Here is a 26,003-nt window from a genome sequence, read left to right as displayed (position 1 = left end):
TAAAATAGTGAAAACAATGACTATTTTCTAAATGGAGGAGAGCGTATATGCGATTATCAAAAAAATTTCGTTATGTGGCCGCAAGTATACTAGCTTTGCAATTAACCATACCGGCAGTAGCTAATGCAGAAGAACAAAGTGATTACATAGCCCCGAGTTGGGTTATACAGACTGATTATTTAGCACTGGGGGACTCATTAGCACATGGAATGAATGAGGTAGGTGTAATAGGTTTAGGTTACACAGATTTTATTGCACAGGCTCTACAGCAAAATGGCTTTCTTGCTTCATATAATAAAGGCTTTGCTATGTCTGGCTACACAACCAAAAATGTTTTAGCTGATCTACAAAACGATGTAGAAAAGACAGTAACAGGCTTTGGTTATACAAAGGAGCAGGTAAAATTAAGAGCTTCTATAAAAGAAGCAGAGATTATTACATTAACTGCTGGGGCAAATGATTTATTGCCTCTTTTAAAGGAGTCGCAAACTACAGGGATTGATACTGTAGCTATCGTAAAAGCAACTAAAGAAGCTGTATCTAATATAGCTTCGATTCTAGCTGAAATTAAAAAGTTAAATCCACATGCGGAAGTATATGTGATGGGCTATTATAATTCTTTCCCTTACTATAGTGAGAACTTACAAAAGCAATTTAAGCTGTTATTGACTACAGTAAATGCAACAATCAAAACAACAGCTGAAAAAGCAGGGGCCATTTTTGTACCAACACATGATGTTGTGGCAAAGGATATTCCTAACTACCTACCAAATCCAGAAAACATTCATTTAAGCGAAGCGGGTTACTTTGCGGTAGCCAATGAAGCATTTTTACCAATCATTAAAACAAGTTCTCTATGGGATGTAACGAAGGCAATCCAAATAGATATGAAGGATAAGACAACGGTAGAGGTGAGCTGGCAAGAAGCAATGGATAATGTAGGTGTGACAAATTACAATGTTTATGTGAATGGTAAGTTAGCCAGTACATTGAATGCGAATACTACTAAGATGACGCTCGAAAATTTAACAGAAAATACTGCCTACAGTGTTTCAATCAAAGCAATAGATGCAGCTGGAAATGAGAGTGTTCAAAACCCTACAGTTACGTTTACTACAAGGGGAGCAATAAGTTTCACAGATACAGAGAATCATTGGGCGAAAGAGTATATTCAAAATGTAGCAGAAACCGGTATTATGAATGGTTATCCCGATGGTACATTTCGACCTGAGAGTAGTCTAACTCGTGCTCAAGCTGCTGCTATTCTTGTAAGAAGCTTGGGCTTAACTACAACGGAAAAAGCACCATTTACGGACATTGCAAACTATGATGCTACAATGCAGTCTGAAATTGCAGCAGCATATGTACATGGTCTCGTAAAGGGAACGGATGGGAAATTTAATCCTGGACAGTCTGTTACACGTGCCCAATTAGCATTAATGATTCAACGTGCCTATGAGCAACAATTTAATCAGCCATATATTGCAAAAGCTGAATCGCCATTTTCAGATGTAGCCTCCTATAATGCTGAAACAAAACGTGCAGTCTCTATGTTATATGAATTAGGGATTGTGACAGGGAATCAGGGGAAATACTCTCCGGAATCTGCCACAACGAGAGGTCAAGCAGCGAAAATATTTACAAACCTTAGTCATGTATTGATTAAATAAAGTTTACAAGGTAGAGGTAATTTGCCTCTACCTTTTGACGTTTTTGTTAAAAACAACGTATAGTCTAACTATGTTATAGAACGTTCAGAAAAAAGGAGGTTAGGGATGCTCTCATTTATATTATCTGCTAAAAGATTAGCGAAAGGATTGTGGAGGTCATTTAAGCGACCACAGTTTATCTCATTATTTACTACACTGTTTTTAATCATTCTTTCAGGAACATTGTTTTACAAGGGGACTGAAGGATGGTATTGGCTGGACGCTATGTATTTTGCAGTTGTCAGTTTGATTCCAACAGGCGTAGAAACAGGGCTCTATCCAACTACGGCATATTCTAAAGTTTTCACAATGATCTATTTAATTGTTGGTACGGGAGTCATGTTTATCATGCTATTAATGCTTGGCCGTTCAATAGTCGATTTTTCTCTTAATGAAGAAGAAAAAGAAGAGGTGAAGAAACGGATGAAAAAGTAAAATAGCAGTACGATGAATCTTATGAAGGATTCATTGTACTGCTATTTTTATTATGATAATTTGGCAATAATGCCTTCTTCATCGTCTAAAACTAGCTCAATTCCTGTTGAGAAAGGGTCACCATGTAGAACGTCTTTAATCCAAACACGTAATGCGCCAATCATGGCTGCCGTATTGAGCATCTCAATTTGACCGTTTACTTCAACCTCAGCACCGAAGCCTGTATCATCATCGTATGTTAATTCAACTAGCACATCTTCTGGGCGGATGTTTTTATAATATGCCTGAGATAAACAAATCGCATTAATAATATCTTGCTCATTAATTATTTGTGCCATTGTGCTTCCTCTTTACGCTTTTTATCTTTAAACATATTCACAATTTTTATGACAAGCATCACAATAACGACAATTGCCGCTACGTTAATTAATAAACCTAAAATATTTCCGAGTAACCCCATACCACTAAATAGACTACCGAATAATAAACCAGCAAGTCCCCCAAGCATTAAGCCTTTCATCAGACCTCCTGAGAAAAAGCCACCTTTTTTAGTAGTATCCACTTTATTAGTAGATGTTGAATTAGATTTATTTGTTGTTGCATTGTTTTGATCTTTAGAAGTATCCTGTGATTTCTGGATATTCGAGCTATTATTATTGTTAGAGAAGCCTTTTTTACCTGATTTATAGGATTTAGCTTCTGCCGTTGGTGTATCTGAAATGAATAATGTTGCACCAACCGTTGAAAATATCAGTGTCGCTGCAAAAAGAGCGGCAAGAATTTTTTTCATTACTTACATTCCTCCAATATAATTTTGAGTTTGGTCATAAACTATTTCTTATATAGTAATATTACATGAACTTTATTAAAAAATAAAACAAACGCTTCAGATAATTGGGCTCTATCAAAAAATTTGAACAAGTAGTGACAGATACAATGATTGTAAAAATGAAGTAATAGGAAGGGGTGAAGTGATGCTACTAACATTCATAATATTAATTTCAATATTTTTCCTGTTGTACCTAACAGAAAAAAGGCGCTTTCTCAATGTGGTAGCTCTTGGTTTGATAGGTGTATATGTTATTCGATTACTTATGATCCATTATCCGTTATTGCTGCCAAATGATCAGGGGATTATTTCAGAAATGGGGATATTTATTATATTAGCAAGCTTTCCTAGCATTATGTTTATTTTATCAATCGCCATGTTTTTCAATAGTAAAGTATTATTGGAAAAGGAAGGACGTAAAGTACGTAATTTAATGTTAGCCATTCTGGGGCTAAGTTTTGTTATGATGATGATATGGTATGTTTTCGTCATTTTTATTGAAATTGAAAATGTCCTTTGGCATATTCTTTTCTTCTATGCATTTTTGATTTTTGGCTATACAATGTTTTTATACACAAGTGTCCTAGCATATGCCATATTGTATCATTATACGCCGATACGCTATGAACCTAACTATATAATTGCTCTGGGCTCAGGGTTAATTGGTGATAGAGTGCCCCCTCTTTTAGCAAGTCGTTTAGATGAGGCGGTGAAGCAATATAAAAAGTATGGGGAAAGGCCTTTTATCATTGTGTCAGGTGGGCAAGGGAATGATGAAAGGATATCGGAAGCATTTGCTATGAAACAATACTTAATTAATATTCACCAAATTCCCCCTGACAAGATTCTAAAAGAGGATCAATCCTCTAATACAGAACAAAATATGTCCTTTTCGAAAAAGGTAATGGACCATCATGCACAAGGTGAAAAATATCGCTCTATTTTTGTTACGAATAATTTTCATGTGTTTCGTGCAAGTATTTATGCGAAAAAGGCAAAATTAGATGCGGAAGGAATTGGTTCTAAGACAGCCTTTTACTATGTTCCAAACGCATTCACAAGAGAATTTATTGGCTTATTAGAAATGTATAAATGGGCACACATTACAGTCTTTTTAATCATCACCCTATTCGTAGGCTTGCTATTGAGAGCGTATGTGTAACCAAAATTCAACTGTCTTCCATATAATAGTGGTAAGGCAGTTTTTTAGCTTGATTCAGCAATTTTTATTCTGATTGTGAAGCGGTAGTTGTGAAGGTGAGCTTTTCGAGCAAGTTCGAAAAAATTTGGACGTAATTGATAGAGCGTGCAAGGGAGGAAAATAATGTACGAGCAAATGTTAGTTAAGCGAAACAAAGAACGAATTGATTCTCTACAAAATCTGATACAAACAGAAAATTCATGGTTTGCTCAAAATATAAAATTACTTACATTCGCTGAAGTTAACCTAGCAGCCTTGCAAAAAATATTGTATCAAATAGTGAGGAGGCTATTAAAAGAACAGCAGCAACGCCATTTACAAATTGTCCAATCAGAACAATACCAATCAGTGCAGGAGAATGTATTAACATTGTTAGCGGAGTATGACGATGTGTTGCGTGAGGCCATACCACAGTCAATCTATATACTTGTTTGGCAAATTTCCTCGCTAGAAAAGCTAGCAAATCGTATAGAAGTAGTGGATGACGTGCTTGATATTATAGAATGGTACTTCCACCACCAAAATAATGAACAAGTTGCTATTTCAGAGGAAGAGGATTTGGATCATGAGGTCATGATTGATCTATATAAAGAGGCGGTTGAAGAACAGGACGCGGATGCACAGTATCAACTAGGTGAATATTACAATGCTAGGGAAGGTAATCATTTTCAGATCGAAAAATCATTGAAATGGTTTGAGTTAGCTGCGACTCAAGGGAATGCCGATGCACAATATATGTTAGGTAATTTTTACTTTGAAGGAATTGGAGTAGAAGAAAGTCATTCGATGGCCTTTTTATACTATGAAAAGGCGTCAATGCAGGGACATGCGGATGCTGCCAATAATTTAGCGGATATGTACTTTAATGGTGAAGGAGTAACGAAGGATTATACATTAGCAAAAAAATGGTTTGACTATGCTGCTAAAAAGAATGTACCAGAGGCCATGTTTACGCTAGGGATTATATATGAGCAGGGGTTAGGCGTGACTGTAGATATGGAGGCAGCATTCAATGCCTATAAACAATCTGCAGAGGCCGGTTATGTAGAAGCACAATATCTTCTTGGTGGAATTTATTTAGAGGGACGCCTAGGCCAAACGAAGGAGGTAAACCGCGCACTATTTTGGTATGAACGAGCTGCAGAACAATATCATGTAGATGCTTTTTATGATTTGGGGTATATATGGAGTAATGGGCTTGCAGGTATACGAAATATTGAAAAAGGCATTCATTGGTTTAAACAGGCTGCCCTTCAAGGGGATGCAGAGGCCAAGTTACAGCTAGGGCATATGTACAATAAAGGTGAAGGGATAGCTAGAAATCTGAAAGAGGCCATCAAGTGGTATGGACTTGCAGCAGATGCAGGCATTAAAGAAGCTTCGGAAATATTACAGGAACTTAAAAGTTTGTAAATTTTGTGTTAAAAAATATAGTGTCTTTGAATTATTTATACATCTGATTAACATGAAACTTTTGGTATATGAATAAACCTTTTAGTAAGTATATAGTTTTAGTTGTTTTAAGGGTAAAAATTATTAATATAGTGAAATTTATAGGGTGCCAGAAGAAATTTTAAAAAAATAAGCATAATAATCAAGAAATCGGGTAAAAAAAGCTACCAATTAATAGTGTGGTAGCTTTTTAATTGTTTTTTAAAGTGAATTTACTGTAGGGACTTTTTATACATTTTATGTAAAATATTGGGTGGTTAAAAATTGACAGCAAATTATAAAATGATTAAGGTATATGAGTGATTTTGAAAAGGTACATATGCAAAAATCTACTGTTTGTCATTCATAGTGTTTGAAAGGGAAGTTTTTTTCAATAAACTTGGAAAAATGTATATGGTTATGCCAAGACGTTATGGATAGGTATTTTTTCATTAATCTATCAATATGTTAAAAGGTATTTGATGTTTCTCGGCCTGCTGAAAGTAAACAGAATGAAAGAGGGAAGATGTGTGATTTTTCAAAAACAGAGAAAGACGAAGGTATTGGATCTACAGCAATACACAGTGAAAATGGATTTGTCTAATCGCCAATCAATGGCGAAGCAAATTGAAATGCTGAACTTAACGGAGCAAGACTTACAATATTTAAAGGCTTTCCAGCCATATGTTATGGACAATGTAGATCACATCGTAAACCGCTTTTATAACATGATAGGAACAGAGCATCATTTGGTAGATATTATTAGTCAACATAGTTCTGTAGAAAAGCTTAAAGTAACGTTACGGAAGCATATTATCGAAATGTTTAATGGAATAATTGATGAGGAGTTCTATCTAAGGCGTGTAAAAATTGCGAAGGTACATGTCCACATTGGACTAAGAACACAATGGTATATTTGCGCATTCCAAGATTTATCTATTTCATTTATTGATTTAGTTGAAAAAAATATAGAGTATCCTTATGATCAGTTCAATACAATAAGAGCTATATCGAAAATTTGTAACTTTGAGCAACAGCTCGTCTTAGAAGCTTTTGAAAATACTGTTGAAGAAATGAAAGAAAGCATGGAGCATGAGAGAGTCGCAATTGAACAACAAATTGTACGTTCTTCTGAAGAGCTTGCCACAATCTCTCAGGAAACCAATCATTCTTTTTGCTGTCTCAGCAAGCAGTCTGATGAGATTAAAAAATTGGCCAAAAAATCGCTTGATGTATCGACTTTAGCTGAAAATGAAGCACTTGCAGGACGGGAACGTTTAAAAAATCAATCACAAAATATGCATAATATTATTCATTCACTTTATGATATTGAAGAAAATATAGAACAATTATCAGGTATGTCTAGAGAAATGGAGACAATCATGAGTGTTGTTACTACTATTGCGAATCAAACTAATCTGTTAGCTTTGAATGCAGCTATTGAAGCGGCTCGAGCTGGAGAGGCGGGAAAAGGATTTAGTGTAGTAGCAGACGAAGTTCGAAAGTTATCTATTCAAACAAAAGATTCGGTAACAGCGGTTGCTTTGTTATTGAAAAAAACAAGCGAACGGACTGAGAAATTAGAGTATTCTTTGACGAATATTCAAGGAGAAGTAGCGTCTGGTGAGGAAAATATGTTGCAAACAGAAGGCCAGTTTACGAGTATACTAGATGCCATGACTGAAGCAAAAGAACAAAATGATTGCATGGCAACAAAAATACAAGCAATCGTAGGTATATTAGGTGAGTTAGGGACATCATTTACAGAAGTAACGAATTCGGCAGAAAAATTAGCGACCTTTGCGCAAAATTTAAAAGTATAGACGGTTAGTATTTACTACAATGTATTAGGCGTAATTAACACTATAGTACCTATTAATATATATGTTGGCTAGAGCTATCTCCTAAAGGGATAGCTCTATTTTTGCTAAATTTGTAAAGGGTTGAATGCAATTTTCAATGAAAATAGGTTTATACTGTAGAAAGAACTAATAATAGGGGCGGTTTATATGAAAACAGTTGTTGTATTAGGTGGCGGAATTACAGGATTATGCACAATGCATTACTTACAACGTCAAGTGAAGGAGAATAATCTAGATGTTCGTCTAGTACTTGTAGAGAAAAATACATATCTAGGTGGTAAGTTACATTCGGCATATGAAGAAGGATTTATTATGGAAACAGGTGCTGATTCTATTGTCGCTCGCCATAAAGGTGTTATGGAGCTAGTGCAGGAGCTTGATTTTGAAGATAATCTAGTTTATAACGAAACCGGCATTTCTTATATTTACACAAATAATGAACTACATGCTATTCCAGCTGATTCTACATTTGGTATTCCAATGAGCTTGGCATCCTTAGAGGAAAGCACATTAATATCAGAGCAAGGAAAGCAGGAAGCATTAAAGGATTTGACATTACCAAACAAAGGCTTTACAAAGGAAAGTTCAATTGGCGAGTTCTTAACCTACTATTTAGGAGAGGAACTAGTAAAAAACCAAATTGCACCAGTTCTAGCAGGTGTGTATTCAGGTGATTTACATCAGCTTTCAATTGCTTCTACTTTACCGTATTTAATTGATTATAAGAATGATTATGGAAGTATCATTAAAGGTTTTGATGCGAACCGTGAGCAATTTGTTAAAGCTGCCAATAAAAAATTTATATCATTTAAAAATGGTTTAACTTCTTTAATCGATCGACTTGAGCAAACATTAACCAATGTTGAAATTATCAAGGGTGTCGCTACTTTACATGTTCAAAAACAGGAAGACCGCTATACAATTTCATTAGCAAATGGTGAAAATATCGGAGCAGATTATGTTGTGCTTGCACTACCGAATGAAGCTGTTCAAAGCCTCATGAAGGACGAATCATTAAACCGTTATTTTAATCAATTTACTACTGCGTCAGCCATTACCATATACTTAGGCTTCGATGTACCAGACGCGAAATTGCCAGCAGATGGAACGGGCTATATTGTCTCTCATAATTCTAACGTTACTTGTAATGCAGCAACTTGGACAAGTCGTAAATGGAAGCATACATCGAGAGACAATAAATTACTTGTACGACTCTTCTATAAGAGTATTAACCCAGCGTATGAACAACTACGTACCATGACTGATGAAGAATTGGCAACCGTTGCTTTAGAGGATGTTCGAAAGAGCTTGGGAATAGAAGAGGATCCAACCGTAGTAAATGTAACAAAATGGATTGATCAAATGCCTAAATACGACTTAGCTCACAGAGAAGCGTTACAAGGGTTGCTTCAGGAACTGAACAAAAACTATCCAAATTTAGCTATAGCAGGCTGTTCATATTTTGGTGTAGGTATCGGAGCTTGCATTCAAAATGGGAAAAAAATTGGTGAGGAGCTTGCAGAGGAACTATCCAGTTTCTAAGATTTTAAGTTAAAAATTACTTTGTTACGTGAAATACTCTTGACTCATTCGTCAGTAAACGATATGATTCTTTTAATTATTTAAAAAATTCATACTTAATTCTTATCAAGAGAAGCAGAGGGACTGGCCCATTGAAGCTTCAGCAACCAACTTATTGTCAGGTGCTAAATCCAGAAGACCGTTGAGTCGAAGATGAGAAGGAACAACAATGCTGAATCGTTAAAGCCTTCTTTTTTATGAAAGAAGGCTTTTTATTATACAGAGACATAGGAAGAGAGGCTAGTTTTATGGGATTGCTTGAGAAGTTAAACACGCATGTATTGACGGCGGATGGTGCAATAGGCACAGTTCTTTATGGCTATGGATTGGAATATTGCCATGAGGAAATGAATGTGCAGAGACCAGAGTTAATTGAAAAGATTCATAGAGAATATATTGCGGCTGGTGCTGACATCATTCAAACGAATACGTACGGTGCAAATGCCATCAAATTAGCTCGCTATGGATTAGAATCACGCGTTCAACAATTTAATGAAGCAGCTATTACAATTGCTAAGCGAGCAGCTGCAGATGGAGGTCAATTTGTTTTAGGGACAATAGGAGGTATTCGTGGTATCCGAAAAAGTGATGCAACACTAGAGGAAATATTAGCGACTGTAGAGGAACAAGCAAGTGTTTTACTTGCAGGAAATCCAGATGGCCTCTTACTTGAAACCTATTATGATTTTGAAGAATTAACTGCAACATTAAAAATGTTACGTGCAAAAACAATGTTACCAATTATTGCACAAGTATCTATGCATGAGCCTGGTGTTTTACAAAATGGAATGTCTTTAAATAATGCTTTGCATGAGCTAGAAACACTTGGTGCAGATATCGTTGGTGTCAATTGCCGGCTTGGCCCACATCATACAATACAAGCATTTGAAGGCGTAGAACTTCCTGAAAAGGCATTTATGTCAGCTTATCCGAACGCTTCACTTCTTGACTTAGAAGATGGGCGTGTCGTTTATGAATCGGAGGCTGATTATTTTGGTCGAGCAGCAGTAGAACTACGTGATCAAGGGGTACGCTTGATTGGGGGCTGCTGTGGTACGACACCAAAGCATATAGCGGCAGCAAAAAAATATTTAGAGGAGTTATCACCCGTTCATGAAAAGCATGCGAAACCTGAAAAGATTGAGGTCGTTCGAGAAGCAGAGCCTCCTAAGTATGAGCCTCTTCATGAAAAAGTAAAACGTGAACGATCTGTCATTGTAGAACTGGATACACCTAGACATTTAGAAATTGATGGATTCCTTGAAGGAGCAAAACAATTGTATGATGCTGGCGCAGATGTAGTCATGATGGCAGACAATTCTCTAGCCTCTCCTCGTATTAGCAATATTGCAATGGGAGCATTGTTGAAGAATACACATGGCGTACGTCCTCTAACACATATTACATGTCGAGATCGTAATTTAATCGGTCTGCAATCACATTTAATGGGATTAAATGCTTTAGGAATTCATGATGTCTTAGCTGTTACGGGTGATCCAACAAAAGTTGGGGACTTCCCAGGTGCGACAAGCGTTTATGATGTCTCCTCGATGGAGCTAATCCAATTAATTAAGCAGTTAAATGAAGGGGTCTCTTTCTCTGGTAAACCCCTTCGAAAAAAAGCAAATTTTTCAGTGGCTGCTGCATTTAATCCAAACGTTCGTGTGTTAGACCGTGCTGTGGCACGTTTAGAAAAGAAAATCGAACATGGTGCAGATTATTTTATTTCACAGCCAGTGTATACGAAGGAAAAAATTGTGGAAATTTACGAGGCAACAAAGCATCTACAAGCACCGATATATATTGGGATTATGCCCGTTACGAGTTATAAAAGTGCAGAGTTTTTACACCACGAGGTGCCTGGCATCAAATTATCAGAAGATGCCTTAGCAAGAATGAAGGCTTGTGGTGAAGATAAAGAACGTGCAACAGCTGAGGGTATTGCCATTGCAAGGGAATTAGTAGAGGTGGCTGCGCAATATTTTAATGGTATTTACCTTATTACACCTTTTTTACGCTATGATGTGACACTAGAGTTGATGAAATATATTGAGCAATTGGATGAACAAAAAAAAGGAGTAAGTATACATGGCTAAGCACTTGATTGAAGAGCAATTAGAGAAACGTATTTTAATTCTTGATGGCGCAATGGGAACAATGCTACAAAATGAAAACTTATCGGCAGATGATTTTGGTGGAGAGGAGCTCGATGGGTGTAATGAAAATCTTGTGCTTACTAGACCTGATGTTATAGAGAAAATTCATCTTAAATATTTAGAGGCTGGCGCAGATATCATTTGTACGAATACATTTGGTGGAACTCCTCTTGTGTTAAATGAATACGATCTGGGTGCAAAAGCGGAAGAGATTAATAAACGTGCAGTTGAAATTGCTCGCCAAGCGGTGGATAAATTTACAACATCGGATTGGCCGCGATTTGTAGCTGGAGCTATGGGACCAACAACAAAAACATTATCCGTAACTGGCGGTATTACATTTGATGAGCTCGAGGAAAATTTCTTTATCCAAGCGAAGGCCTTAATTGAGGCAGGAGCAGATGTGCTGTTATTGGAAACAAGTCAGGATATGCTGAATGTTAAAGCCGGCACATTAGGGGTAACACGTGCTTTCGCGGCAACTGGCAAGGAACTTCCCGTTATGATTTCAGGAACAATTGAACCGATGGGTACGACACTCGCAGGACAAACGATTGATGCCTTTTATATATCTATTGAGCATATTAAACCATTATCAGTTGGCTTAAACTGTGCGACAGGACCAGAGTTTATGACGGATCATATTCGTTCATTAGCAGAGCTTTCAACAGGCTATATAAGTTGTTATCCAAATGCTGGCTTACCTGATGAAGAAGGCTGTTACCATGAATCGCCAGAATCTTTATCGCAAAAATTAAAAGGCTTTGCAGAAAAGGGTTGGCTTAATATTGTAGGTGGTTGCTGTGGAACAACTCCAGCACATATTGCAGCTATTCGTGAAGTTTTAAAAGGTGAAAAACCACGACAATTACCAGAAAAAACGCATGGTCATGCGGTATCTGGTATCGAACCATTATTGTATGACGATTCCATGCGTCCATTATTTATTGGAGAAAGAACGAATGTTATCGGCTCCCGAAAATTTAAAAATTTAATCATTGATGGAAAGTTTGAGGAAGCAGCAGAGATTGCACGTGCGCAAGTTAAAAATGGTGCCCATGTTATTGATATTTGTTTAGCAAACCCAGATCGTGATGAATTAGAAGATATGCGTGGCTTTATGCAGGAGGTGGTGAAAAAAGTGAAGGTTCCTCTTGTGATTGACTCAACAGATGAAAAAGTCATCGAGGAGGCGCTAAAATTTTCGCAAGGGAAAGCCATCATTAACTCTATTAATCTGGAAGATGGCGAGGAGCGATTTGATGCCGTATTACCACTTGTGAAAAAATACGGTGCGTCATTAGTTGTTGGTACAATTGATGAAAAAGGTATGGCGGTTGATCGTCATCGTAAGCTTGAAATTGCTGAACGTTCCTATCAACTTTTAACTGAAAAATGGGGTATTGCACCAGAAGATATTATTTTTGACCCATTGATGTTCCCAGTAGGAACTGGAGATGAGCAGTATATTGGATCTGCTCTCGAAACCATTGAAGGGATTCGACTAATCAAAGAAAAAATGCCGCAAACATTAACAGTTCTAGGTGTAAGTAATATCTCGTTTGGCTTACCGCCAGTGGGCCGAGAAGTACTGAATGCTGTGTATCTCTATCATTGTACAATTGCTGGTTTGGATTACGCTATTGTTAATACAGAGAAGCTAGAGCGATATGCTTCCATTCCTGAAGAGGAAATAAAGCTAGCTAATGACTTGCTGTTTAATACAAATGATGAAACCTTAGCCGTATTCACAGACTTCTATCGTGACAAAAAGAAGGAAAAAACGGAAGCCGATATACCAAAAACGGTTGAGGGTCGTTTAGCTTACTATATTCTAGAGGGTACGAAGGAAGGACTAATAGAGGATTTAGATGCAGCCCGTGAAATCTTTGAGACACCTCTTGATATCATTAATGGTCCTTTAATGGAAGGAATGGCTGAGGTAGGTCGATTATTTAATGATAATCAACTCATTGTAGCAGAGGTTTTACAATCAGCGGGTGTGATGAAGGCTGCCGTTGCCCATTTAGAGCAATTCATGGAGAAGAATGAAGAGAGTGCTGGGAAAGGGAAAATGGTACTTGCTACCGTCAAAGGAGATGTGCACGATATTGGGAAGAACCTTGTGGATATTATATTAAGTAATAATGGCTATAAGGTTGTAGATCTAGGCATTAAAGTAACCCCTGCCCAATTAATTGAAGCCATTCGCAAGGAGAAACCAGACTTTATCGGATTATCGGGTTTGCTAGTAAAATCAGCGCAACAGATGGTCATTACTGCTCAAGATTTCAAAGAGGCAGGTATTGATGTACCTATTTTAGTGGGTGGAGCGGCACTTTCTCGACGCTTTACTGAAACAAAAATAGCAGATGAATATGATGGTCCTGTAATTTATTCAAAAGATGCAATGCAAGGCCTAGAGCAGGCCAATCTTTTAATGGGAGAGGGGACACGTGCCAATTTCTTAGCTGAAATCGCAGAATCTCGCCAAAAACGTTTAGAGGCAGATGAAAAACGAGCTGCTCGTCCTGTAAAAGAGGTAACGATAAAACCTGCACGAACAGTCAAAGAAGCAGCTGTATATTTACCAGCAGATTTACGTCGCCATGTAAAAAAAGAATATGCTGTATCACATTTATATCCATATGTTAATATGCGGACATTGCTAGGACATCATTTAGGCTTGAAAGGGCAAGTTCATCAACTGCTTGAAGCGGGAGATTCTAGAGCTACAGAGCTAAAAGAATTAGTAGATGATTATTTGAAAAGTGATTTATTAAAGCCTTCAGGTTTGTATCAATTTTTCCCTGCCCAAGCGGATGGGGATGATGTCGTTGTTTATGATCCTGCTGATAGTAAAACAGAAATTGAACGTTTTACTTTCCCGCGCCAGCAGGTAGAACCATTTTTATGTCTTGCTGACTTCTTAAAAACAGTAGAAAGCGGTGAAATGGACTATATTGCACTCATGGTAGTAACTGCAGGAAAAGGAGTGATGGCTACAGCACGCCAGTTAAAAGAGGACGGTAAATTCCTCGAAAGCCATGCACTACAATCGACTGCACTAGAATTAGCAGAGGGCTTTGCTGAACGTATGCATCAAGAAATTCGTGACCAATGGGGCTTCCCTGACGCGACAGATTTCACGATGAGAGATCGGTTTGCAGCAAAATATCAAGGGCAACGTTTTTCATTCGGTTACCCTGCCTGCCCTAACTTGGAAGATCAAGAGAAGCTGTTTGGCTTATTAAAGCCTGAAGATATTGGTGTTCATTTAACTGAAGGATTTATGATGGAGCCGGAAGCATCTGTATCTGCGATTGTTTTTGCTCATCCTGATGCTCGCTATTTTAATGTTTAAGGGTGTAATATAATAACATTCTGCTGATGATTATTTTTAAACATTGAATGTGTGACCAATTTCGTTAAGGAAGTGAGCAACATGATTCGATTCATGGAAGAACAAGATATACCTGAAGTTTTGGACATCTATAATGATATTATTTTAACAAGCAAGGCAGTCTATCGATATGAAATACAATCTTTGGATGAAAAAATGCAGTGGTTTAAGGAGCAGCAGGCACTAGGAAATCCTTTGCTTGTTTTCGAGGAAAATGGGATGATCGCTGGCTTTGCTACCTACAGTCAATTCCGCCCATATCCCGGTTACCAATATACAATGGAGCACTCTGTTTACGTGCATAAAGAGCATTATCAAAAAGGGATTGCCACTAAGCTTATGCACAGGCTCATAGCATTTGCACAAGAGAATGGTGTGAAAACGCTTGTAGCAGGTATAGATGGTGAAAATATTGGTAGTATAAAGGCACATGAAAAATTAGGCTTTGAATATGTAGGAACAATCAGAAATGCAGGTTATAAGTTTGAACAATGGCTAGACCTTGTGTTTTATCAACTGCATTTGGTTGGACCGAAATGATAAAGGGTATGACAAATGTCATATCCTTTTTATGATGATTGCATCTGTTCTCACTTGTACTCTTATTTTATGATGAGGTCATAAGGAAAAGGAAACGAGGGAGTAAAAGATGGCAACAATTAAAGAAAAAACGAAAAAGTTACGCCAAGATGTAGCGCCATTTGCTAAATCAGATACGCGTAAAAGTGTTTTTCAAATGATAAATACAATTGTACCGTTAATTGCATTGTGGGTAGCAGGTTACTTGTTAGTGGATGTTTCACCTTGGCTAACTGTCGGTTTAAGTGTCATTTCAGCTGGGTTCGTCGTAAGAACTTTTATTATCTTTCACGATTGCACACATGGTTCATTTTTCAAAAGTAAAAAGGCAAACGACTGGGTTGGATTTTTTACGGGAGTACTAACATCATTCCCATATGAAAAGTGGAAACGTGAACATACAATTCACCATGCAACAAGCTCGAATCTAGACAAGCGTGGTATTGGTGATATTGATATGATGACAGTGGAGGAATATTTACAAGCTTCAAAAGGTCAACGATTATGGTATCGTTTTTATCGAAACCCATTTGTTATGTTTGGGTTAGGGCCTTTATATATGGTACTTGTCTTAAATCGCTTTAATCGTAAGGATGCAAAGAAAAAGGAACGTTTCAACACGGTGTTAACGAATATTGTCATTGTCGGATTGTGTGCCTCTTTAATTTTCTTTATGGGCTGGCAAGCATTTCTATTAGTCCAAGGTGTTACATTATTTATTGCCGGATCATTAGGAATTTGGTTATTTTATATCCAGCACACATATGAAGATTCATACTTTGAACATAACTCAGAGTGGGATTATGTGAAAGCCGCAGTTGAGGGTAGCTCGTATTATAAATTACCGAAAATTTTACAATGGGTTACAGGGAATATCGGATTCCATCATGTCCATCACTTAGCCCCTCGTGTACCTAACTATAATCTTGAAAAAGCACATAATGAAACACCGCCATTACATATGGCGACAACGATTACTTTAGCTACAAGCTTAGAATCATTACGTTACAAGCTATATGATGAAGATCAAGGTAAATTTGTTACGTTTAAAGAAGTAAATGAAATTATAAAACGCAAAGAAAGAGGCAGCATTGCCGCTTAGTTGATAACAGCCATCTCTGCAAGGGAGATGGCTGTTTTATGTAAAGGGAAGAGTCTTATCCAAAGCACAGGCATAAAATTAATTTTCTTGTTATAATAAGGGAAAAGTAGGAAAGAGCGTGAGATTATGTTGAGGAAATGGCATAGTATTATTCCGAATAGTCCAATGCTCAGCGTATATTTATGGATTATTTTTTGTTTCCTACCGTTTTTCTTTATTTTTAGAAAATCATCATACATTGAAATATCAATAGGTATTACATTTTTAATGCTCTATTTTATTTTCTATCGATTTTCCATGAATTCGAAAAGCGGCTTAGTTTATATGTGGATTAGCTTCGAGATGGTCATTAATATAGTCATGACCATTCTATATGGTTATGTATATCTATCTATTTTCACAGCCTTTTTTATTGGTAACATAAGAAGACCGGTCGGCTTTTATATTATGTATGGTCTACATATAGGGTTTACAGTTATTTCTACAGGAGCAGGCTTTTTTGTTGAGCTCCACTTATTTTTATCACAGCTACCCTTTGTAGTGTTGACCATTTTAGCTGTTGTCTTATTGCCATTAACGATTTATTCCAAAAATAAGCGTGAAAACTTGGAAGGTCAATTAGAGACTGCGAATGAACGTATTGCTGAGTTAATTGTTTTTGAAGAACGTCAACGGATAGCTCGTGATTTACATGATACGCTGGGTCAAAAATTGTCTATGATTGGTTTAAAAAGTGATCTTGCCTCTAGGCTGATAGAACGTGACCCACAGCAAGCTTTAGTTGAGATTAAGGATATACGCCAGACGGCTAGTATCGCCTTAAAAGAGGTACGTGAATTGGTTTCGGACATGCGCACGGCGAAATTTGAAGATGAGCTCATGCGTATTTCCCAAATATTAAAGGCGGCAGAAATGGAGTTTATCTTTGAGGGCGATAAAAATGCATTGCAAGTTCCACCGCTTGTAGAAAACGTTTTATCTATGTGCTTAAAAGAGGCAGTCAATAATGTTGTCAAACATAGTGGAGCAACCAAATGCGAAATTGCTTTTCATCAAAACTTTAAGGAAGTTTACTTAGTAGTCCGAGATAATGGACAAGGAATAACGAAAAAACAAGCATGGAAAACTGGTAATGGATTAAATGGGATGCGGGAACGCTTAGAGTTTATTAATGGGTCCTTTAAAATTGAAAGTGTTGAAGGTACTACATTAACGGTTACGATTCCAGTGACGATTACACATCAAAATGTCAAAGAAAATTTGAAGAACATATAGAAAAGAGGCATGTGACATGATACGAATTGTAATTGCTGAAGATCAGGGGATGCTATTAGGCGCTCTTCGCTCTTTACTTAGTATGGAGGAGGATATGGAGGTCGTTGGCTTAGCAAAAAATGGTGAGGAAGCATTGATGCTTGTGGAAGAGCATCAGCCTGATATTTGTATTATGGATATTGAAATGCCAGTTAAAACTGGACTAGACGCAGCAGAAGAAATGCATAGCACTGGATCAAATTGTAAAGTCATTATTTTAACTACATTTGCAAGGCCAGGATACTTTGAGCGTGCTAGAAAGGCGGGCGTAAGGGGCTACTTATTAAAGGATAGTCCTATTGAGGAACTAGTTACTGCAATCCGTACCATCATGGACGGCAAACGCATTTATGCGCCAGAACTTGTTGATTTTGTCTATGAGGATGATAGTGAAAATCCTTTAACAGAACGGGAAAGCCAGGTACTGACACTTGTGGCGGAGGGCAAGACTACTAAGGAAATTGCCGCAGAGCTGTTTTTATCCGCTGGTACGGTTCGTAATTATATTTCAACGATTCTAGAAAAACTAAATGTCGGTAATCGTATTGAGGCTATTGCACGCTTTAAAGAAAAAGGATGGAACAAATAAAAAAGGAACCTTATCGCATGGTGCGGCAAGGTTCTTTTTCTATATTATTTTTTGCGTTTTGTTAAACGACCAAGAACGAATGCACCTGCTGCTACAGCAAGAACTGTATTCGTTTTTTTCGTAAACACTTGCTTTGTTACAAGGTTAAGGTTTTGAGGCCGTTCAGCTAAACGGCGCATAAAGTAGCCGTACCAATCTTCGCCGAATGGAACGTATACACAGAAGTTATAGCCTTCTTTTGCAAGCTCTTTTTGCATATCTGTACGGAAACCGTATAGCATTTGGAATTCAAATTTATCGAGCGGAATATTGTGATCCGCAACAAATCGTTTAACATGAGCAATGATATTATGATCATGTGTTGCAATAGATGTAAATTTACCATGAAGTAAATGGTATTCAATCAACTCAATAAAGTTTAAATCAATATCTAATTTATCTTGGTAAGCTACTTCTACTGGCTCTTTATAAGCTCCTTTTACAATGCGTAAACGGTAGTCTTTGAATTTTTCGATATCGTCTTTTGCACGGTAAAAGTAAGACTGGATTACTGTTCCAACATTATTAAATGTTTTTGATAATTCTTCTACCATATCAAAAGATGTTTGCAGACGTCCATAGTCTTCCATATCAAAGTTAACAAATATATCATAAGAAGCGGCTTTTTCTACAATTTCATACAGGTTGTCATAACAAAAATCAACATCAATATCTAAACCTAATTGGGATGGTTTTAATGAAATATGTGCATCAACACCATTCTCATGAATAGCTTCGATTACAGCAAGGATTTTTTCTTTTGCAGCAGTAGCTTCTTCTTTATTTGCAACAAATTCACCTAGGTTATCTACTGTACAAGAAATATGATGTGCATTTAGTTCTTTGATGCTTGCAATGGTTTCTTCAATATTTGTACCAGCTACTACACTTTGTGCTCCTAATTTTAGGCCATATTTCTTTGCAGCACTATTTAATAGTTGGTTTTCAGATAAATGGATGAAAAAATCGCGTAATAACATGGTCATTCTCCTAACTGCATTTTCTTCTTAGTATAACATAAATTATTTAAACTATATTACATTCAGCCTAACAATTATTTCATTTCAAGTAATTGCATTCGTTCATTAAATAACGCAGGATAGCTTAAAAAGCCAATCATGATGCTGGATAATGTAGCTGTTGTTAGTAGAGCGAAAATAATTAAAAGTTGAAATTGGACGGCTTGGATTGGATCTGCTCCGCCAATAATTTGACCGCTCATCATTCCTGGCAACTGTACTAAACCGATAGTTTTTTGGCTTTCAATAGTAGGAATCATACTAGCCTTAATAGCATTGATCAGCTGTCGATGTATGGCCTGCTTTGGTGACCCTCCTAATGATAAAATCAATTCCATTTGATCCTTATGACTAGTAATTTCAGCAGTGAATCGATTTAAAAATAAAATGGATAGCACCATTGAATTACCAATTAACATGCCACTAATAGGGATTATATATTGGGCAGTTGCCGGAACAATTTTAAAGCCAAGCAAAACGCCTTGTGTCACTATTTCGATCATCACTAGTGTAAGTGCTATTTTCCAGGTGATCCCCTTAATGCCTGCTCCTTTTTTTCGTGCATTTAACGTAGCGACTATAATCATTAAAGCTACCATGAGAAAAATATAGATATAGCTGTTGGCCTCGAAGATAAACTTTAAAATATAACCGACCGCAAGCAATTGAACGATAGAGCGAAATGTTGCGATAAGTGTATCTCTTTCAAGTCCTAATTTTAATGTTTTGGATAATAGAAGGGGGATACATACAAAAATCAAAGATAGTAATAAAGCTGTATAGGTCATTTGCTTACCCCCTGTACAAATTCTGCTACGCGTGGATTTGTTGGGGCTTTGAGTAAAGCGCTTTTACCGGTTTCGATTAATTCTCCATCCATCATGACCCATGTGTAATGCCCGATTGTTAATGCTTGTTGTAAATTATGTGTAATCCAAATCATCGTAACATTGTATTTTTTATTTATTGTAGCGATCAGCTTTTCAATTTCCTGTACTGATTGACGATCCAGTGCAGATGTTATTTCATCTAATAACAAAATAGAGGACTGATTGATTAGTGTTCTTGCGATCGAGACCTTTTGACGTTGGCCTCCCGATAATTCGCTGGCTGATTGGTGGAGGAAGCTTTCATCTAAACCGACATCCTCTAAAAATTGGATGGCCTCCTGTTGTGATAGTTTTTGTCCTTGCAATGTTCGTGGGATTGCAAGATTTTCTAGTACAGTGCCCGTTATCATAGGAGCTGCCTGTAAAGCAATACCTACATGTCTTCTTAAGGTTGTAGGCTCATAGGTAGAGATGGGCTGATTATCAATTAGTATGTGTCCATTTGTTGGAGAAAGAAGGCCATTACATAATTTTAATAAAGTTGTTTTACCCGCCCCAGAGGGACCGACAAGGGTAGTAATTTGGCCTTTAGGAAATGACCCAGTAATTGACTTTAATATCAATTTGTCATTTACTGAAAAGTGAACTTGTTGAAAATGAATGGCAGGCTCGTAAGGCGTGTTCATCAATTAAACTCCTTTGCTATAGTCAGTAAAATAACTGTAGCATGAAATGACTGAAGTTGCAGTTTAAATAAAGAAAGTTGGGGAGATTGGGAAATGGGAATATTGTATTTTGATACATTGACGTATGCACAAGGAGAAATGTATATTGTAGCTTCAGATATAGGTATTGTTTATATAGGAACGCCCAATGCTTCATTTGAAGAGGTTGAAGAGTGGGCAAAAAAACGATTTAAAGGATACAATTTTGAAGAGAACCGAGAAAAATTACAACCGTATAAAGAACAACTAATAGCTTTTTTTAACAAGGAACTAACTGAATTTGACCTACCCATTCATGTAAAAGGAACGCCTTTTCAATTAGCGGTTTGGGATGCTCTTAAAGAATTACCCTATGGAACAACGACATCGTATGGGAATATCGCACAGCGTATTGGTAATCCGAAAGCGGTGAGAGCTGTAGGCAGTGCAATTGGAGCAAATCCAATTCTAGCTATTATTCCGTGTCATCGTGTCATTGGCAAAAATGGTCAATTAACTGGTTTTCGCAGTGGCCTAGAGATGAAGCAGTTTTTACTTGATTTAGAGAAAGCTTAAGTGAATCGATAGTGGGAATGATCACTTGGATCGAGGTTAGGAGCGCTTATGGTAGGGGGATCACTTCGCCCGTGGTTAAGAGAGTTTTTGGCAAGAAAATGATCACTTCGAGCTGGGCTAAGAGCGCTTATGGCAAAGAATGATCACTTTGATCGAGGTTAGGAGCGCTTTCGGCAAAGAAATGATCACTTTGATCGAGGTTAGGAGCGCTTTCGGCAAGAGTATGATCACTTTAAGTTAAGAGCACTTTCGGCAAAAGTATGATCACATCTCTCTACCTCGAGCAAAAAAAGAGATAACTTTCGATAGACAAATATATATAGAAATCTGCCCCCATTACTTTAAGAAAAGGCGGCAGATTTCCCTAGTTATACGTGTTGTTCTTCTTTTACATGGTTTTGCTGTGTTTTACCAAAGTGTGTTAAACGGTGGGCGAAGGTTTCCCCTCGAACCGCGGAGCTTTTAAATATATCCTGGAATTCGTAAGCTGGAGCACCGTGTTCCATTACATCTAAGCCAGCAATTTCTTCTTCAGCCGTTACGCGTAATGGAATAAATGCTTTGATAATTAAAAGGCCAACTGCCACAGATACGCTAACCCAGGCAATGGTTGCGATGATACCGATTGCTTGGATACCTAGCAGACCAAATCCACCACCATAAAATAGGCCTTGACCACCGATGTCAAATAATCCAACGGCTAGTGTTCCCCAAATCCCACATATCCCATGAACAGCAATTGCTCCAACGGGATCATCTACTTTTAGCTTCCACTCTAGGAAACGTACACCTTCAACAAGGAATGGAGCTGCTACAAGGCCAATAATAAGGGAACCTATAATACTAACATTTGCAGCACCAGCTGTAATCCCTACAAGACCTGCTAATGCACCGTTTAATGTAAGGGAACCATCAATATGTCCGTAACGAAATTTCGTATAGAATGCGGTAGCAGCTACGCCAGCTGCTGCGGCAAAGAATGTATTGGCAATGACATTGGGAACTAGTTCAGGATCTGCGGCTAAAGTAGATGCCCCATTAAAACCAAACCAACCAAACCAAAGTAGAAATACGCCTAAAGCGCCTAATGGAATACTGTGCCCTGTAATAACATTTACCCGACCATTTTCATATTTACCAAGTCGTGGTCCTACCATAACGGCTGCGACAAATGCTGCGACAGCCCCTGTTAAGTGAACAACCGTAGATCCGGCAAAATCAATAAAGCCTAAATCTGTTAACCAGCCTTGACCACTCCAAACCCAGTGACCTACAACAGGGTAGACAACTAAAGACATGAGTATAATAACTCCGATATAAGCGAAAATATTCGTACGTTCTGCAACAGCACCAGATAATATAGTTGCTCCTGTTGCGGCAAACATAGTTTGGAAAATAAAGAAAGAAAGATCGTCGACCCCATTTAAGGCGAAGCCGCTAGTGCCGAAAATACCACCTAATGTGTCGCCAAACATTATGGCGTAGCCACATAAAAAATAGACGATGCCGCCGATTGAAATAGTAAGGAAATTCTTCATGATAATATTAACTGCATTTTTAGAACGAGTAAATCCTGCCTCAACCATGGCAAATCCTGCATGCATAAAGAATACTAAAATTGTGCCTAGCATCACCCAAATTAAATTAACAGATAAGAGTACTTCATCCATCTATATCGCCCCCTTTATTCTACTGCAACCGAACCGACTTCTTTTGTTCGGATGCGAATTGCTTGTTCTACAGGATAAATGAAAATTTTTCCATCACCAACCTTGCCAGTTGCTGCCTCATGCAACAAAATCTCTACGATGGCATCAACTTTTCCATCGTCTACAATCATTTCTAACTTTAATTTAGGTGAAAATTCTATTTCATACGTATTGCCGCGAAATAGCCCTGTTCTACCGAGCTGACGACCGCAGCCAGCGATTTCAGAAACACTTAAACCAGCAATTCCTTCCTGTGCAAGTCCGTCCCGAACTGCCCCAAAAACTTCAGGCCGAATGATTGCTTCAATTTTTTTCATGTCTACCAGCTCCTTGCGTAAATTTAATTTACATGTTAAAACGGTATGAAAAACAGTGCAATTGTTTTTTTAGAATACATGTAATGTTATATAACATGATATATTTCTGGTATCGAACTATTTTTCAAAAAAGGTTTTTATAAAGGGAATGAAAGCGGTACTAAAATTTGTGTCTAAAATGTGTACAGTTCTAAATTTTCTGACTATTTATGTTAGGAAAGCTGACATCGGGTAGAAGAAATGTAAGGCGCAAGAATTTGGGTATATAGTGTATACTAGGACTAATTATCAAAGCGGAAGAAGGGGTTTATGTGAGATCAAACTATGCAGATGATAGCTTAGCGCTACACACAGACTTATATCAAATAAATATGGCAGAATCCTACTGGGCGGATGGCATACATAATAAGAAAGCGGTTTTTGAATTATATTTTAGGAAATTACCTTTTGGTAATGGTTATGCCGTATTTGCTGGATTAGAGCGAATGCTTGATTATCTTCGTGATTTTCATTTTAGTGAATCCGATATTGCGTATTTACGTGAGGAAGTAGGCTATAAAGAGGACTTTATTGACTATTTGAAGAATGTTCGATTCACAGGGGATATGTATTCCATGGTAGAAGGAGAGCTTGTTTTTGCTAATGAACCAATTGTTCGAATTGAAGCTCCGTTAGTGGAAGCTCAACTAATTGAAACAGCATTGCTTAATATTGTTAACTACCAAACATTAATTGCAACAAAGGCGAGTCGAATTAAGCAAATTATCAAAAATGAAGTGGCTATGGAATTTGGAACAAGGCGTGCACAGGAAATGGATGCGGCCATTTGGGGAACGCGTGCAGCGTTTATCGGAGGTTTTGCTTCCACTAGTAATGTTCGAGCGGGTAAACTTTTTAATATTCCTGTCTCAGGTACACATGCGCATGCATTAGTACAAGCTTATAAAAATGACTATGATGCATTCCATGCGTATGCTAAACGTCATCGAGATTGTGTATTTTTGGTAGATACTTACAATACGTTGAAATCTGGGGTGCCAACCGCTATAAAAGTTGCGAAAGAACTAGGAGACAAAATTAATTTTATTGGCATACGTTTAGATAGTGGAGATATTGCGTTTTTATCAAAAGAAGCTCGTCGGATGTTGGATGCTGCTGGCTTCCAAGATGCTAAAATCATTGTTTCAAACGATTTAGATGAATATACAATCTTAAATTTAAAAGCTCAAGGTGCAAAAGTAGATGTCTGGGGAATAGGTACAAAACTTATTACAGCTTACGATCAACCTGCATTAGGTGCGGTTTATAAAATGGTTGCTATTGAAAATAGTGAAGGGCAGCTAGAGGATACAATTAAAATCTCGGCCAATGCTGAAAAAGTATCAACGCCTGGACTAAAAAATGTTTACCGAATTATTGATAAAAAGAATGGGAAGGCAGAAGGGGATTACATCACGATGCAAGATGAAAATCCTCAAGCTGAGGAACGCATTAAAATGTTCCATCCAATCCATACATTTGTATCAAAGTTTGTCACAAATTTTGAAGCGAAAAATCTTCATCAGCATGTCATTGAAAATGGGACAATCCACTATCAAAATCCTACTTTAGAGGCAATGCGTGACTATGCTGCTGAAAATTTAGAATTGCTGTGGGATGAATATAAACGTGCGATGAATCCTGAAGAATATCCAGTCGATCTCAGTCAAAAATGTTGGGATAATAAGATGCGAAATATTGAAGAAGTACACAATATGGTAAAGCGAATGTAAAAGAAGGAGTGAACGGTACGATGACTTTACAGCAAAAAATTATTGAGGAGCTGCGTGTATTACCTACTATTAATGTTCAGGAGGAAATACGTAAATCCATTGATTTTTTAAAGGAATATGCAAAACGTTATAACTTTGTGAAAGGGTTTGTTCTTGGTATTTCTGGCGGTCAAGACTCAACTTTAACTGGGAAGCTAGCGCAGTTGGCGATTGATGAATTAAATGCAGAGGCAGGAGAAATGAAGTATTCATTTTTTGCCGTTCGTTTACCATATGGCGTGCAAGCAGATGAACAAGATTGCCAAGATGCCATTGATTATATAAAACCAACGAAAACGTACACAGTGAATATAAAAGAGGCTGTAGATGCAAGTGTGATCGCCCTAGCAAATGCAGGTGTTGAGCTAAATGACTTTGTAAAAGGGAACGAAAAAGCTCGTGAACGTATGAAGGTGCAGTATTCAATTGCTGCAATGAATGGGGCAGTTGTCTTAGGGACGGATCATGCTGCCGAAGCTATCACAGGCTTTTACACAAAGTTTGGTGATGGCGGAGCAGACTTAATGCCAATCTTTCGATTGAATAAACGCCAAGGAAAACAGTTGTTAGCAGAACTAAATTGTCCAGAGCATCTTTATAAAAAGGTACCAACAGCAGATTTAGAGGAAAATCGACCATCATTACCAGATGAAGTGGCGCTTGGTGTAACGTATGATCAAATTGATGATTATTTAGAGGGTAAAGAAATTCCAGAAGAATCGCGCAAGCTATTAGAGGGCTATTATTTACGTTCTCAACATAAACGTCATATGCCAATTACGATATTTGATGATTTTTGGAAGTAAG

General features: G+C 37.5%; 22 protein-coding genes and 1 riboswitch. Of the genes, 15 read left to right on the top strand and 7 right to left on the bottom strand.

Going from position 1 to position 26,003, the window contains the following annotated elements:
- The first annotated feature begins 47 nt into the window (after nt 1–47).
- Together OU989_RS19705 and OU989_RS19700 are read left to right on the top strand one after the other, a co-directional pair.
- On the top strand, nt 48–1,670 hold the full coding sequence (locus OU989_RS19705) for an S-layer homology domain-containing protein (RefSeq protein ID WP_274794630.1): 1,623 nt from the start codon (nt 48–50) through the stop codon (nt 1,668–1,670).
- 105 nt (nt 1,671–1,775) lie between these two features.
- A complete protein-coding gene (locus tag OU989_RS19700) occupies nt 1,776–2,144 on the top strand; it encodes an ion channel (protein WP_274794629.1) in 369 nt (122 codons plus the stop codon).
- Between the two features lie 50 nt (nt 2,145–2,194).
- Here the strand turns inward: OU989_RS19700 and OU989_RS19695 are convergent, their stop codons facing one another.
- Nucleotides 2,195–2,482, bottom strand: a complete 288-nt coding sequence (locus tag OU989_RS19695; protein ID WP_274794628.1) for a DUF2653 family protein — start codon at nt 2,480–2,482, stop codon at nt 2,195–2,197.
- Nucleotides 2,470–2,934, bottom strand: a complete 465-nt coding sequence (locus OU989_RS19690) for a hypothetical protein (RefSeq protein ID WP_274794627.1) — start codon at nt 2,932–2,934, stop codon at nt 2,470–2,472. Before OU989_RS19690 ends, OU989_RS19695 begins: the two co-directional genes overlap by 13 nt.
- Nucleotides 2,935–3,118: 184 nt before the next feature.
- On the opposite strand from OU989_RS19690, the gene OU989_RS19685 reads away from it, so the two are divergent.
- The 10 genes from OU989_RS19685 to OU989_RS19640 all read left to right on the top strand — a co-directional run bounded on the left by OU989_RS19685 (nt 3,119) and on the right by OU989_RS19640 (nt 18,191).
- Entirely contained in the window at nt 3,119–4,135 is a 1,017-nt protein-coding gene (locus tag OU989_RS19685) for a YdcF family protein (RefSeq protein WP_274794626.1), read from the top strand.
- Between the two features lie 162 nt (nt 4,136–4,297).
- Nucleotides 4,298–5,587 (top strand): SEL1-like repeat protein, encoded by a 1,290-nt coding sequence (locus OU989_RS19680; RefSeq protein ID WP_274794625.1) that lies wholly within the window; start codon nt 4,298–4,300, stop codon nt 5,585–5,587.
- Between the two features lie 548 nt (nt 5,588–6,135).
- A complete protein-coding gene (locus tag OU989_RS19675; protein ID WP_274794624.1) occupies nt 6,136–7,428 on the top strand; it encodes a globin-coupled sensor protein in 1,293 nt (430 codons plus the stop codon).
- Nucleotides 7,429–7,614: 186 nt separating this feature from the next.
- Nucleotides 7,615–9,009 (top strand): protoporphyrinogen oxidase, encoded by a 1,395-nt coding sequence (locus OU989_RS19670; RefSeq protein ID WP_274794623.1) that lies wholly within the window; start codon nt 7,615–7,617, stop codon nt 9,007–9,009.
- Between the two features lie 99 nt (nt 9,010–9,108).
- Nucleotides 9,109–9,208, top strand: a riboswitch (SAM riboswitch).
- An 88-nt stretch (nt 9,209–9,296) separates the two neighbouring features.
- Nucleotides 9,297–11,144 (top strand): bifunctional homocysteine S-methyltransferase/methylenetetrahydrofolate reductase, encoded by a 1,848-nt coding sequence (locus OU989_RS19665; protein ID WP_274794622.1) that lies wholly within the window; start codon nt 9,297–9,299, stop codon nt 11,142–11,144.
- Entirely contained in the window at nt 11,137–14,568 is a 3,432-nt protein-coding gene (gene metH / locus OU989_RS19660) for a methionine synthase (protein ID WP_274794621.1), read from the top strand. Before OU989_RS19665 ends, metH begins: the two co-directional genes overlap by 8 nt.
- An 81-nt stretch (nt 14,569–14,649) precedes the next feature.
- Entirely contained in the window at nt 14,650–15,147 is a 498-nt protein-coding gene (locus tag OU989_RS19655; protein ID WP_274794620.1) for a GNAT family N-acetyltransferase, read from the top strand.
- Nucleotides 15,148–15,256: 109 nt separating this feature from the next.
- A complete protein-coding gene (locus tag OU989_RS19650) occupies nt 15,257–16,288 on the top strand; it encodes a Delta(5) desaturase DesA (protein WP_274794619.1) in 1,032 nt (343 codons plus the stop codon).
- A gap of 126 nt (nt 16,289–16,414) precedes the next feature.
- Nucleotides 16,415–17,563 carry a sensor histidine kinase gene (locus OU989_RS19645; RefSeq protein ID WP_429978485.1) on the top strand — a complete coding sequence of 383 codons (1,149 nt, stop codon included), beginning with the start codon at nt 16,415–16,417 and terminating at the stop codon, nt 17,561–17,563.
- A gap of 16 nt (nt 17,564–17,579) precedes the next feature.
- Nucleotides 17,580–18,191, top strand: a complete 612-nt coding sequence (locus OU989_RS19640) for a response regulator transcription factor (RefSeq protein ID WP_274794618.1) — start codon at nt 17,580–17,582, stop codon at nt 18,189–18,191.
- A 44-nt stretch (nt 18,192–18,235) separates the two neighbouring features.
- On the opposite strand, the gene OU989_RS19635 is transcribed toward OU989_RS19640, so the two are convergent.
- The 3 genes from OU989_RS19635 to OU989_RS19625 form a co-directional block, all read right to left on the bottom strand.
- The gene (locus OU989_RS19635; RefSeq protein WP_274794617.1) at nt 18,236–19,210 is read right to left on the bottom strand and encodes a proline dehydrogenase family protein; all 975 of its coding nucleotides are present in this window, start codon (nt 19,208–19,210) and stop codon (nt 18,236–18,238) included.
- A gap of 74 nt (nt 19,211–19,284) precedes the next feature.
- Nucleotides 19,285–20,037: an ABC transporter permease gene (locus OU989_RS19630; protein WP_274794616.1), complete on the bottom strand. Its 753-nt coding sequence runs from the start codon at nt 20,035–20,037 to the stop codon at nt 19,285–19,287.
- Nucleotides 20,034–20,765: an ABC transporter ATP-binding protein gene (locus OU989_RS19625; protein ID WP_274794615.1), complete on the bottom strand. Its 732-nt coding sequence runs from the start codon at nt 20,763–20,765 to the stop codon at nt 20,034–20,036. The genes OU989_RS19630 and OU989_RS19625 overlap by 4 nt, the downstream gene beginning before the upstream one ends.
- Nucleotides 20,766–20,858: 93 nt before the next feature.
- Here OU989_RS19625 and OU989_RS19620 point away from each other — a divergent pair, with 93 nt between their 5' ends.
- A complete protein-coding gene (locus OU989_RS19620; RefSeq protein WP_274794614.1) occupies nt 20,859–21,359 on the top strand; it encodes a methylated-DNA--[protein]-cysteine S-methyltransferase in 501 nt (166 codons plus the stop codon).
- Nucleotides 21,360–21,727: 368 nt separating this feature from the next.
- Here the strand turns inward: OU989_RS19620 and OU989_RS19615 are convergent, their stop codons facing one another.
- Entirely contained in the window at nt 21,728–23,029 is a 1,302-nt protein-coding gene (locus OU989_RS19615; protein ID WP_274794613.1) for an ammonium transporter, read from the bottom strand.
- Between the two features lie 14 nt (nt 23,030–23,043).
- Complete coding sequence (locus tag OU989_RS19610) at nt 23,044–23,385, bottom strand: P-II family nitrogen regulator (RefSeq protein ID WP_274794612.1); 342 nt, start codon at nt 23,383–23,385, stop codon at nt 23,044–23,046.
- A gap of 311 nt (nt 23,386–23,696) precedes the next feature.
- Between OU989_RS19610 and OU989_RS19605 the strand changes: the two genes are divergently transcribed.
- Nucleotides 23,697–25,157, top strand: a complete 1,461-nt coding sequence (locus OU989_RS19605; RefSeq protein WP_274794611.1) for a nicotinate phosphoribosyltransferase — start codon at nt 23,697–23,699, stop codon at nt 25,155–25,157.
- Nucleotides 25,158–25,177: 20 nt separating this feature from the next.
- A complete protein-coding gene (nadE, locus tag OU989_RS19600) occupies nt 25,178–26,002 on the top strand; it encodes an NAD(+) synthase (protein ID WP_274794610.1) in 825 nt (274 codons plus the stop codon).
- Nucleotide 26,003: the final 1 nt, after the last annotated feature.

This window comes from Lysinibacillus irui (assembly GCF_028877475.1).
GTDB classification, from domain to species: domain Bacteria; phylum Bacillota; class Bacilli; order Bacillales_A; family Planococcaceae; genus Lysinibacillus; species Lysinibacillus irui.
The sequence above is the reverse complement of the archived record's forward strand: the minus strand, read 5'-3'. Positions and strand labels throughout refer to the sequence as shown.